General features: G+C 40.2%; 12 protein-coding genes. 9 read left to right on the plus strand and 3 right to left on the minus strand.

The genetic code is table 11. The features are described 5' to 3' along the window. The first annotated feature begins 56 nt into the window (after positions 1 to 56). From J576_RS09310 to yghU, 3 genes are all read left to right on the plus strand, one after another. Entirely contained in the window at positions 57 to 962 is a 906-nt protein-coding gene (locus J576_RS09310; RefSeq protein ID WP_002049432.1) for a LysR family transcriptional regulator, read from the plus strand. Positions 963 to 1082: 120 nt separating this feature from the next. Then, positions 1083 to 1709 carry a glutathione transferase gene (gene yfcF / locus J576_RS09315; protein WP_002049443.1) on the plus strand — a complete coding sequence of 209 codons (627 nt, stop codon included), beginning with the start codon at positions 1083 to 1085 and terminating at the stop codon, positions 1707 to 1709. A gap of 33 nt (positions 1710 to 1742) precedes the next feature. Beyond that, positions 1743 to 2603, plus strand: coding sequence for a glutathione-dependent disulfide-bond oxidoreductase (gene yghU, locus J576_RS09320; protein ID WP_031996644.1), 861 nt, complete (start codon positions 1743 to 1745; stop codon positions 2601 to 2603). A gap of 37 nt (positions 2604 to 2640) precedes the next feature. On the opposite strand, the gene J576_RS09325 is transcribed toward yghU, so the two are convergent. Further along, the gene (locus tag J576_RS09325) at positions 2641 to 3561 is read right to left on the minus strand and encodes a LysR family transcriptional regulator (protein WP_002049411.1); all 921 of its coding nucleotides are present in this window, start codon (positions 3559 to 3561) and stop codon (positions 2641 to 2643) included. A gap of 125 nt (positions 3562 to 3686) precedes the next feature. Here J576_RS09325 and J576_RS09330 point away from each other — a divergent pair, with 125 nt between their 5' ends. From J576_RS09330 to J576_RS09350, 5 genes are all read left to right on the plus strand, one after another. Further along, a complete protein-coding gene (locus J576_RS09330) occupies positions 3687 to 4424 on the plus strand; it encodes an SDR family oxidoreductase (protein WP_002049409.1) in 738 nt (245 codons plus the stop codon). Positions 4425 to 4661: 237 nt separating this feature from the next. After that, positions 4662 to 5171, plus strand: a complete 510-nt coding sequence (locus J576_RS09335; RefSeq protein WP_002049394.1) for a rhodanese-like domain-containing protein — start codon at positions 4662 to 4664, stop codon at positions 5169 to 5171. A 36-nt stretch (positions 5172 to 5207) separates the two neighbouring features. Beyond that, positions 5208 to 6131 carry a serine O-acetyltransferase EpsC gene (gene epsC / locus J576_RS09340; RefSeq protein ID WP_002049437.1) on the plus strand — a complete coding sequence of 308 codons (924 nt, stop codon included), beginning with the start codon at positions 5208 to 5210 and terminating at the stop codon, positions 6129 to 6131. A gap of 241 nt (positions 6132 to 6372) precedes the next feature. Beyond that, on the plus strand, positions 6373 to 7305 hold the full coding sequence (locus tag J576_RS09345; RefSeq protein WP_001107594.1) for a family 2A encapsulin nanocompartment shell protein: 933 nt from the start codon (positions 6373 to 6375) through the stop codon (positions 7303 to 7305). Beyond that, positions 7280 to 9244: a family 2A encapsulin nanocompartment cargo protein cysteine desulfurase gene (locus tag J576_RS09350; protein ID WP_002049429.1), complete on the plus strand. Its 1965-nt coding sequence runs from the start codon at positions 7280 to 7282 to the stop codon at positions 9242 to 9244. Before J576_RS09345 ends, J576_RS09350 begins: the two co-directional genes overlap by 26 nt. Before the next feature lie 469 nt (positions 9245 to 9713). Here the strand turns inward: J576_RS09350 and J576_RS09355 are convergent, their stop codons facing one another. Beyond that, entirely contained in the window at positions 9714 to 10352 is a 639-nt protein-coding gene (locus J576_RS09355; protein WP_002049415.1) for a LysE family translocator, read from the minus strand. A gap of 91 nt (positions 10353 to 10443) precedes the next feature. Here J576_RS09355 and J576_RS09360 point away from each other — a divergent pair, with 91 nt between their 5' ends. Next, on the plus strand, positions 10444 to 11379 hold the full coding sequence (locus J576_RS09360) for a LysR family transcriptional regulator (RefSeq protein WP_002049444.1): 936 nt from the start codon (positions 10444 to 10446) through the stop codon (positions 11377 to 11379). Between the two features lie 244 nt (positions 11380 to 11623). Here the strand turns inward: J576_RS09360 and J576_RS09365 are convergent, their stop codons facing one another. Beyond that, positions 11624 to 12490, minus strand: a complete 867-nt coding sequence (locus tag J576_RS09365; RefSeq protein WP_002049456.1) for a cysteine ABC transporter substrate-binding protein — start codon at positions 12488 to 12490, stop codon at positions 11624 to 11626. Between the last annotated feature and the right edge of the window lie 56 nt (positions 12491 to 12546).

The raw sequence follows: 12546 nt of genomic DNA on the forward strand, positions 1-12546 counted from the left end.
AAATATGAATTATTCATGTTAATATTATTCCAAAATGGAATAACCTATTCTTTACTATGCTTTCTCTAAAATCATTACAGTGCTTCGTTACACTGGTAAAAACTAAAAGTTTTACTCGCACTGCTGAAGAGTTGTATCTGACTCAGCCCACCATTAGTAAAATATTACAACAACTCGAAGAACAGCTTCAGGTACAACTTTTGGTCAAACCCGATCATGGACGAAAAAGACAAATTGAATTAACCGAAATTGGAGAGCGTATTTATCAACATGCGGTCGAACTTCTTCAGGCAGAGCAAAACATCTTTCTTGAAATAGAAAACTATCAACAATTAAAAACAGGTACTTTAAAACTTGGCGTTCCGCCTTTAGGTTCGCAGCTCCTAACGACTGCTCTGTTTGACTTTCATCGCCAATGGCCAGATATTGAATTAGCTTTTATGGAAGTGGGTTCACGCGGTATTGAGCAAGCTTTACTCAATAACGAGCTAGACGTGGGCGTTTTATTACAGCCTTTTGATGAGCAAATTTTCAATAGCATTGAGCTATGTAACTACCCTTTAATGGTACTTTTACGTCGTGATGCAACTTGGGCAACCCGCAAAAAAATAAATTTAGAAGAGCTACAACACCAATCATTTTTAATGTTTCCTGAAAATTTCTCTTTGAACAGTATTATTCTCGATGCTTGTAAGCAGCATGGTTTTTATCCAACTATTGCTTGCCGTACCAGCCAATGGCATCTCTTGGCAGACATGGTGTTACAACGTATGGGGATTGCGCTTCTCCCTCAATATTATACCGACATGCTTGACCCTACTTTATTTGCAGCAGTACCACTTGAAAAACCAAATATTCAGTGGCACTTAGTCATGGCTTGGAAAAAAAATCTTCCTGTCTCACCAGCGGTACAAGCGTGGCTGAACATTGTTCGTGAGCATTTCCAGCACGTTAAGCCTTAACGTTGAATATTAAAATGGCTTAATTCAAAAACCAATAAAGCTTTTCCACAAAAAAGCTACCCAATCTTGGCTTAGCTCACTTAGACTAGATCCGATTGTTTTATGACATGGACAATAACAATGAATAACGAGCATTTTAAGCTATATACAGATTCACAATTTCTAAGCCCCTATGCATTTACTGTTTTTGTAGGGCTACATGAAAAACAAATTCCATTTGAAATAGCGACCATCAACTTAGGCCAGCAAGGACAGTTTGAAAAATCTTATGTAGAAAAGTCATTAACTGCCAAAGTGCCTGTACTTGAGCATAACGATTTTGCCTTATCAGAATCTTCTGCCATTTTGGAATATCTCGAAGAGCTCTATCCAGACACAGCTATTTATCCAAAAGATATTCAAGCACGTGCAAGAGCACGTCAAATTCAAGCATGGCTTCGATCAGACTTAGTGGCACTAAGAACAGAACGTCCAACCGATGTTATTTTTATTCAGCCCAAGTCCACTCCACTTTCAGAAGAAGGCAAAAAAGCAGCCGAGAAACTTTTCTTTGTTGCAGAAAAACTTCTTGCGTCTGATGCCGAATTTCTTTTTGGTTCATGGAGCATTGTAGATGCTGAACTTGCCCTGATGTTGCAACGCCTTATTCAAAATGGTGATGCTGTACCAGAGCACCTAAAAACCTATGCATTACAGCAATGGCAACGTCCGAGCGTACAAAAATGGCTTGCCTTGCGACATAACTAAACCCTTATATTTACACCAAACATGAGATAAAAAATGAGTGATTCAAACTATATTCCTCCACAAGTTTGGCAATGGACTGGAGAAAAAACCGATTTAAACCAACCTACCTCAGGTGCTCGTTACGAACATATACTTCCAGTAGGAAAACATCCGCTCCAGCTCTACTCTTTAGCAACGCCTAATGGTCAAAAAGTCACTATTTTGCTTGAAGAGCTTTTAGCGTTAGGACATAAAGATGCTGAATATGATGCTTGGCTGATTAAAATCGGAGAAGGACAGCAATTTGGCAGTGGCTTTGTAGACATTAATCCAAACTCTAAAATTCCGGCATTGGTTGACCATAGCCAAACCCCGCCATTAAGAGTGTTTGAGTCTGGCTCAATTTTGCTTTACTTGGCTGAAAAGTTTAAAGCGTTTATTCCGACTGATATTGCTGCACGTACTGAATGCCTCAATTGGTTATTCTGGCAAATGGGCAGTGCACCTTACTTAGGTGGCGGTTTTGGGCATTTTTATGCTTATGCCCCTGTTAAAATTGAATATGCGATTAACCGCTTTGCCATGGAAACAAAACGCTTACTTGATGTTTTAGATCAGCATCTGGCAAAAAACGAATATTTGGCTGGTTCTGAATATTCGATTGCTGATATTGCGGCATTCCCTTGGTATGGTGGTCTTGTTAAAAACTGGGTGTATAACGGCGCGGAGTTTTTAGGTGTCGATCAATATAAAAACGTTCAACGTTGGGCAGATGCGATTTTAGCGCGCCCTGCGGTTCAACGCGGGCGTATGGTCAATCGTACTTTTGGTGATTTAGCTACTCAATTGCATGAACGCCATGATGCGAGTGATTTTGAGACCAAGACTCAAGATAAATTGCAGAACCAGTCTTAAAAATATCATTCAGTTTTTGACTTACCCGCAAGATATTTCATTTTTGCGGGTATTCAAAGTTGGCAAAATAGCCCGTATATAACTCACTCAGCCAAGCGACAAAAACTCGTACGCGTGGCGAGAGCTGTCTGTGCTGCGGATATAAAGCAGAAACTGACATCTTCGGGATTTGCCATTCAGATAAAACCTCAACCAGTTGCCCATTTTTTAATTCATTTGCCACATGGTAGCGCGGTACTTGAATTAAACCACCTCCTTGTAAAGCAGCTAGTACATAGTTTTCAGCATCATTTACCGCAATCCAGCTTTTCAAAAAATAATCTTGTTTTTTGCTATTCACCATCAATTCAAATGGATAATTCCGCCCCCCTGAGGTCGAAAAGAAATTGACACAATAATGTGATAACAACTCTTCTGGTTGCTCTGGCATTCCATATTTATTTAAATAATCAGGACTTGCACAAATGACTTGTGGCATATCCACCAAATGTCTAGCAATTAAAGTGGAATCATCCAAACGCCCCGCTCTCACCACACAGTCTATCCCTTCCCTAATCAAATCAACCAAGCGATCACCCGTACTAATTACCAGTTCAATGTCGGGGTACAACTCGTGAAATTGGTCGATATTGGGTAAAACAATTTTAGTTGCATGTGCGCCTGATAAATCGACACGTAATAAACCACGGGGCTGAGCAATTACATTGCGTAAAGATGATTCGGCATCATCGAGTTCCGATAATATTTGTGTACAGCGTTCATAAAATGCTTGTCCATCAAGTGATGGTCTTACATGCCGAGTCGTCCGCTCTAGCAAACGACACTGTAAGTTATTCTCTAACTCTTTAATGGCATTACTTGCTGTAGCACGTGGGATATTCAGTTGATCGGCTGCCTGACTAAAGCTCCCCAGCTCTACGATGCGGGTAAAAAGTTGTAAGGTATCAAATTTATCCATGGAGCTCGCTTTTAATCCTATCCATTATTAACGCATATGGAATTATCTTATCCAATTCCAACGATTTATCCCATATTTCTATATTATTAAAATAAGCCATACTTACTCAAACAGGCAATCTAAAAATGAATATTTCAAAAAAGACAGCTCTGATTACTGGCGCATCACGTGGTATTGGCCGTGCTATTGCAGAACGTTTAGCTCAAGATGGCTTTTATGTGATTGTTAACTATGCAGGCAATAAGGTGCATGCCCAAGCCACTGTAGATCATATTATTGAGCAAGGTGGTCAAGCTTCTGCTATTCAAGCAGACGTTGCAAATGAACATGAAGTGAGTCGTTTATTTCAAGAAGCTAAAGCGATTAACGGTCAATTAGATGTTGTGGTTCATAGCGCAGGCATTATGCATATGGCAAAAATTACACCTGAAAGCCTGCCAGATTTCGATACAATGATTCATACCAATTTACGTGGCGCATTTTTAATATTGGCGCATGCGGCCGAAACGGTGCCAGATGGTGGTCGGATTATTGCGCTTTCAACCAGTGTAATTGCCAAATCTTTTCCTTTATATGGCCCCTATATTGCTTCAAAAGCAGGTGTTGAAGGTTTAGTACATGTGTTAGCAAATGAGTTACATGGGCGCAATATCACTGTAAATGCAGTTGCGCCCGGCCCGACAGGTACTGACCTTTTTTATAATGGAAAAACTGAAGAGCAAGTGGCGGCTATTGCAAAACTTGCTCCATTGGAACGAATCGGAACACCTGACGAAATTGCTAGCGTAGTTGCCATGCTGGCTGGTCCAGATGGGCGCTGGGTAAATTCGCAAGTGGTGCGAGTAAATGGTGGATTTGCTTAATATTTAAAACCGTGTGGATTATTTTAATCTGCACGGTTTTTACTAACTATTAAAATTTCTTAAACCTATTTTACTTTAATAACTTTATAAGATTAACTAATACTGTTTTATATAAAATATTCACCGCTCTTATTTATCAAAATAATATATATAAATAGATATTCCTTATTTTTTCTTATATTTAAAAACGCGTAAATTGAACCTTAACAATCTGAATCAAAGATAAGGATATATTCAATGAACGCTAAATTAAATACTGAAACTCCACAAAGTTTTATCTCAAATGGTTCAAATACATCCTTTTCGGCCGAAGATATTCTTGCTAAAGCACAGCAATATGCACAAGAACACGAACTAAATTTTAGTGGCAGTTTATCACCTGTTGACGCATGGCAACTCATACAACAAGGAGAAGCGGTTTTAGTTGATGTGCGTACCAATGAAGAACGCAAATTTGTGGGTTATGTCCCTGAAAGTATCCATGTTGCATGGGCAACAGGCACGTCATTTAACCGTAATCCACGCTTTTTAAAAGAACTTGAATCAAAAGTTGGCAAAGACAAAACCATTCTTTTGTTATGTCGTAGTGGCAACCGTTCAGCACAAGCTGCCGAAGCCGCATTTAATGCAGGTTTTGAGCACATTTATAACGTTCTTGAAGGCTTCGAAGGTGATCTAAATGATCAGCAACAGCGTAACCAGAAAAATGGCTGGCGCATCCACCAACTTCCTTGGCAACAAGACTAATACTTCAATCAATTTTCAGTAAATCAAGGAAAGCTTGTGACTCAATGGAACATTAATGCGGTTGTACAAGGTTTACAACAAGCAAGGCATGACTGGCGTCAGCAACAGCACAGAACAAAAGAATTTGGGGGCCGCGAACTTCCATCTAAAGAAGCTTTAAAGGCCATTTTAGATGACCTGTGCGGCATTTTATTTCCAATGCGTTTAGGCCCTGCTGACTTACGCCAAGAAACTGAAGATTCTTATATTGCCTATACTTTAAATCGGGTACTCACAGCCTTACATGCGCAAGTACAACTGGCTTTGAATTATGAGGCAAAACGTCATTTGGGCCATTCAAGCACAGACCAGCAACCACAAGAACTTGCCCAAACTATTGTTCAGGATTTTGCCAACACTTTGCCCTCTATACGGCGCCTTTTAGATGGTGATGTACGGGCGGCTTATGAAGGTGATCCAGCAGCACATAGTGTAGATGAGGTACTACTCTGCTATCCGGGCATATTTGCGATTATTTATCACCGAATTGCGCATCAACTTTATGCTCAAGTGCCTTTATTGTCACGCATTATTTCGGAGTTGGCCCACTCTGCAACAGGTATTGATATTCATCCGGGTGCACAAATCGGTAAAGGATTTTTCATTGATCATGGTACAGGTGTGGTGATTGGCGAGACTTGTGTGATTGGGGAACGCGTTCGTATTTATCAAGCCGTGACCCTTGGAGCAAAACGCTTTGAAACCAATGATGATGGTGGTTTGAAAAAAGATTATATACGCCATCCAATTGTTGAAGATGATGTCGTGATTTATGCAGGCGCGACTATTTTAGGCCGTATTACGATTGGTCGAGGGTCCATTATTGGGGGAAATGTCTGGCTTACGCATAGTGTTGCAGCAGGTAGCCAGATTTTACAGTCACCAAATGAGTCTTATCAAAAAAATCATATTGCCGGTTAAAAACTATAGATGTGAAATAAATAGATAAGGAGACAAATAAAAAAGAAAACGTGCAGATTAATAAAATGCTTATTTCTAGTTTAAATATATTTTTATTTAGAAAATAGATAACTCATTAATAAGCTCAGTATTTAAAAAATTTATAACGCGATTTTAATTTTAAAACCAGAACTAATTCTAGTTTATATGCATCCTAGAATTTTTATTTTCAAAAAGCCAATGTAATAAGGAAAAATGATTCATGGCGAAAAATACAGACAAAGCCCAACTTGCACTTGGGGACCATGCGGCCCGTCAACTGGCCAATGCAACTAAAACAGCTCCCCAGCTTTCTACAATTACTCCCCGCTGGCTGACTCACTTACTTCAATGGATTCCTGTTGAAGCAGGTATTTATCGCCTAAACCGTGTCAATAATACCGATGATATTCAAGTAGCTTGCACCCAGCGTGATGAAGCAACTTTACCTCAAACTTTTGTTGATTATGACCCAGAGCCACGCGAATACTTTCTAAATGGTGTATCTACTGTTTTAGATGTGCATACACGTGTTGCCGACCTTTACAGCAGCCCACATGACCAAATTAAAGAACAACTTCGCTTAACCATTGAAACCATTAAAGAACGTCAAGAAAGCGAGCTTATCAATAACCCTGAATACGGTTTATTGGCTAGTGTGACAGATGACCAACGTATCTCGACTTTAAACGGCCCACCTACTCCAGATGATCTTGATGATTTGCTACGTAAAGTCTGGAAAGAACCGGGATTTTTCCTAGCACACCCTGATGCGATTGCAGCATTTGGACGTGAATGTACACGCCGTGGTGTACCGCCTCCAACGGTTAGTCTGTTCGGTTCGCAATTCATTACATGGCGCGGAATTCCACTTATTCCATCAAATAAAATTCCTGTAGAAGATGGTAAAACTAAAATCTTGCTGCTTCGTGTTGGTGAAAAGCGTCAAGGGATTGTTGGTTTGTTCCAACCGGGTCTTGCGGGTGAACAGTCACCGGGGCTTTCAGTACGCTTTATGGGAATTAACCGTAATGCGATTGCGTCGTATCTAATCTCGTTATATTGCTCACTTGCAGTATTAACAGACGATGCGTTAGCAGTGTTAGATGATGTGGAGGTGGACAAATATCATGACTACCCAGTTAACTACAAGTAACCTGCAAGGTAGTCCAACAGGGCCTGAAGTGGCTGGGGTTAACCCACCAGCCGACTTCCCTGATGAGTCCACCATTGCTCGACTTGCTAATGAGTTTTTTTCAGCAGTGCCAAGTTCAAGCAGTTCAACTTCTCCATCGGGCCTTAACTTGGACTTACCTGTCGGAGCGCCACCGCACCCACCACAACCGGGTGAACCATTTTCTGCACTCAGTGGTCGTGCGCCCAATATCGCCTTTCAGAAAAGTCTCAATCCGGAATATCCTGAGCATATTCCAAATTTGCCCGACTACCCTGAACGCCGAATTGTAGCGTCTGCGCCTGTGGTTGGTGGAGCTAATTTGCCACGCCCACCATTTGAACCACATTTACCACAAGCTGCTCATAGTGAACCCAACGTGCCACGCATTGAACCCAGCTTACCCACTGGTGCAGGTGAATCACCTTATTATTTTTTAAATGATTTTTCTGCCCCCAATGCAGCAGAACCATCTGTTAAAGGTGTTGAAGATAATTATTCGGTTGCACAGTCATTTCAATTACCACATGGTGATCAGCTCAAATCTTTATTGATTGAAGACCGATTTGCAGCTGATGCACCTACACAAACATCTGCAAGTTCTTCTTCATTTTACTTTTTAGACTTGCCTCAAAGTGGACAAAGTTATAGTCACTATCAACCGTCGCAACCTACTTTTGTAGCAAGTAGTGCTCAACCACTCGATGTGCATGCTATACGTCGTGATTTCCCAATTTTACAGGAACGCGTCAACGGTCGACCTTTGGTCTGGTTTGATAATGCAGCTACTACACAAAAACCGCAGCGCGTAATTGATCGGATTGCTTATTTTTATCAGCATGAAAACTCAAATATTCACCGCGCTGCACATGAGCTTGCGGCTCGTGCAACCGATGCCTATGAGCATGCAAGAAATGTAGTTGCCCGATTTATTGGTGCACCCTCTTCTAAAGAAATTATCTTTGTTCGAGGAACAACCGAAGGCATTAACCTGATTGCAAAAACATGGGGTGAGCAAAATATTGGTGAAGGTGATGAAATTATCGTTTCTCACTTAGAACACCATGCCAATATTGTGCCTTGGTATCAACTCACTAAAAAAACTGGAGCTAAATTACGAGTCATTCCTGTGGATGACACGGGCCAGATTATTTTAGAAGAGTTGCCAAAACTGATTAATGAACGCACTAAGCTGCTGTCAATTACTCAAGTTTCGAATGCTTTGGGTACCGTCATACCTGTTGCTGAAGTCATTAAAATTGCGCATGCCAAAGGTGTACGCGTTTTAGTTGATGGTGCTCAATCTGTTTCGCACATTCCTACCGATGTACAAGCCCTTGATGCTGACTTTTTTGTGTTTTCTGGACATAAAGTGTTTGGGCCGACGGGGATTGGCGCAGTATATGCAAAACCAGAGTTGCTAGAATGCATGCCTGTTTGGGAAGGCGGCGGTAACATGATTCAGGATGTGACCTTCGAACAAGTAGTTTACCAACCTGCACCGAATAAGTTTGAAGCTGGAACTGGAAATATTGCCGATGCTGTTGGTTTAGGTGCTGCACTTGAATATGTCGAAAGTCTAGGCATTCATAACATTGCTCGCTATGAACATGATCTACTCGAATATGGTCAAAATGCACTGAGCAGTGTGTCAGGTTTACGTTTGATCGGAACCGCACAGCACAAAGCCAGTGTTATGTCCTTTACCTTACAAGGCTATTCAACTGAACAAGTCGGTAAAGCGTTAAATCAACATGGTATTGCTGTACGTTCTGGCCATCACTGTGCACAGCCAATTTTACGTCGTTTTGGTGTAGAACAGACCGTGCGTCCGTCTTTGGCTTTTTATAATACAACTGAAGAAATTGATTTATTGGTGTCGGTGTTACATCAACTGACACGTAATAGGCGTAGCAATTAAATCTATTTTTAGACTAGAAAAGACTGCTTTTAAGCGGTCTTTTTTATGGATTATTTATTAAAACTACTTGAACTCAACTTCATATATAGGAATAAGACAAAATAGCTATCACAGCTGAGTCTTATTATTTTAAATTCGATTTCTAAGTTAGCCTTCGGCTCGAGCTAAAAGTCATTAATAATCTAAAAAATTTAAAGTGCTTATCACGGCGGAGTCTTACCGTTTTCAAATCCAAAGAAAGTAGCTAATTCCATTACTTTTTTAAAAAAGTAACCAAAAACTTTCTCATCCACAGAACCTGTTCTCTGTTTTCATTTTTCAAAAAATATTGCAAATACATTATCTTTATAAATTATGGGCAGGCTGTGGATGAAATTTAGCACTAGCAAATGCAAGTATGAACTCCATTGTGCTAGTCTAAAAACTTGCAGATGACTTTAACCAAAGGAAATATTAATAGATATTCAACTTAAACAAACAATCCCCAAATCAATCTCAACGCAATCCCAATCAACAACAATCCCATCACCCGCTCAAAATAAACTCCAAATTCTAAAAAACGTTTACGTACAATAGGCTGTGCAAACAGTACACTCACCACCATAAACCAAATGGCATTGACCATACACATCCATATTCCATAAAAAACCTGAACTTTCATTGGTGTGGTGGTACTTACAATCGTCGTAAAAATTGCCAGAAAAAAGATAGTGGCTTTCGGGTTTAACGCATTGGTAAGAAAACCCATTGTAAAAGCTTTAAATAAGCTCGGCGTGTCACTATCTGCTTGGCCATTAATCTCAATATTGGTATTCGGCTGGCTACGTAAACACTGCCATCCTAAATACACTAAGTAAGCCGCCCCCGCTGTTCTGATCAGAGACATGAGCCATTCACTTTGCTGAATCAAGAAGCCAATACCAACAAGTGTATAAAACACATGTACTGAAATCCCGACACCAATACCAATTGCAGTTAGACATCCAATTAAATAGCCATAACGTACACTTTGCCTTACCGTAATCACAAAATCTGGTCCCGGTAAAATCACCGCCATGAAGTGAATAAGAGCTAGCGTAAAAAACTCATGTCCATACAACTGCCACATAACAATTTAGTTTCCTGAAAATCACTTAAACGATTGTATTGATATTTTTTAGACACGATAATCTAATAAAAATCCAAATAACTTTTGCCTCATGAGCACAAATCAAAGTCTGGTTCTGTTAAATGAAATGGCAACTTTCGTGAAGGTTGTCGAGTCGGAAAGCTTTTCTGAAACTGCACGCCAGCTTGGTACAACACCTTCTGCTGTGAGCCGCGCGATTGCCCGTTTAGAACGTGCTTTAGGCACTCGTTTACTCTATCGAACTACACGGAAACTTCGTTTAAGTGAAAGTGGACAACAGGTCTATCAACGCTGTCTAGACATGGTGAATGCGGCACAAGCAGTCATGGAAAGTTCTGGGCAATTTCATGTCGAGCCAGAAGGTGTTATTCGTATGAGTGTTCCGAAAGCTGTGGGACATTTTATGATTCACCCACATTTACCCGAATTTTTAGAACGCTACCCTAAAATTGATATACAAATGCTTTTAGAAGATCGTTATGTAGATCTCATTGATGATGGCGTTGATCTAGCGCTTCGAATTACAGAGCAGCCACCGGGTGGACTAATGGGCCGAAAACTCATTGATATTGATCATTTAGTTTGTGCTACGCCTGAATATTTGGCCAAGCATGGTACACCGAAGCATCCTCATGATTTAAAGCAGCATGAATGTATTTACTTGGGTGAGCAAGCCAGTGACTCAAAATGGAAATTTCAACAGGGAAATAAATCGATAAGTGTGGCTGTGCGTGGTCGTTATGCAGCAAACCATACCGGTGTGCGTTTGAGTGCTGCATTACAGCATTTAGGTATTGCGAGCTTGCCATACTTCGTTGCACGCCATGCACTACAACAAGGTAGCTTAGTTCAGGTTTTGCCCGACTGGGATTTTAAAACCTATTATAGCGGTGGGCTGTGGTTACTGTACCCACCGACACGGCATGTCCCGCCTAAATTGAGTGTGTTGATTCAATATTTGGCAGATAAACTAGCAGCAGAGCCGACTTTATTTAAGTTAAAGTAATATAAAGTGAAGGAATTAGCACGATGGAATCTTAACTTTTAACTTCTAAAGCAATCAGCTAATTCTGTTACTTTTTTGAAAAAAGTAACCAAAAAACTTTCTCATCTACAGAACCTGACCACTGTTTCCATCTATAAAAAATATTGCCAAAACATTATCTTTATAAATTATGGGCAGGCTGTAGATGAATCCTAGCTCAAGCAAATACTATCTAAATCCTAGTCAATAGGGGCTATGAGTAAAACTACTCAACCAATAGATCTTTTGGATTAATCGTATCGCCATAAACTGGTTTTAACGTTTTTTCATAAGCCTGATGAATCACGCCTTCTTTCGCCAATTTCTCTAAATCTTGGTTTAACCAGTCCAATAACTCTTTGTCACCCTTTTTCACTGCTGGTGCAATTAAGTCCTGCTCACCTAAATTGGTAATGCCAACAGTGTAATTTGGATTTTCTTTAGCCCAAGCTAAAACCAGCAAGTTATCATGTGCAAGCGCAGCACCACGACCATCTTTTAAAGCATCGAAAGTTTCAGTGTTTTGCTCATACTTTTGTAGCTTAATTTCAGGGTGCGTCTTAGAGAAGAATGAATCAGCCGTTGTACCTTTGTTTACCAGTAAAGTTTTATCTTTAAGTTGAGCCACATCAGTAATCGGATGACTTTTAGGAGAAACCACACCTAGTGCCACTTTTAGGTAAGGCTTAGCAAAATCGACAACTTCTTTACGTTCTGGTGTAACAGTAAAGTTGGCAAAAATAATATCTACTTTATTGGCTTTTAAATATTCGACACGGTTAGCCGCTTCAGTTAAAACAAACTCAACTTTGTTTTCATTACCCAGTAGATCTTTCGCAACATGCTTGGCAATTTCTACATCAAAGCCCTGATTTTTACCTTGAGCATCTAAATATCCAAACGGCGGTTTATCACTAAATACGCCAATTCGTACCACGCCATTCTTTTTAATCTGTTCAATACTCGACACCTTTTGTGTGGCATCGGCCGCCTTTTCAGTAGACTGAGTTCCTTTGTCACATGCAACTAAACCTAAACTCAGTAAAGATGCAGCTAAAATATGCTTCACGTTTTGAAATGTTAATGTTGTCATTATTTCACCCTATCGTTCTTGTCAAAGTCTTATTTAAAACAACAGCGCCTATTGGT

This window comes from Acinetobacter sp. 766875, from assembly GCF_000582055.1.
GTDB lineage: Bacteria > Pseudomonadota > Gammaproteobacteria > Pseudomonadales > Moraxellaceae > Acinetobacter > Acinetobacter nosocomialis.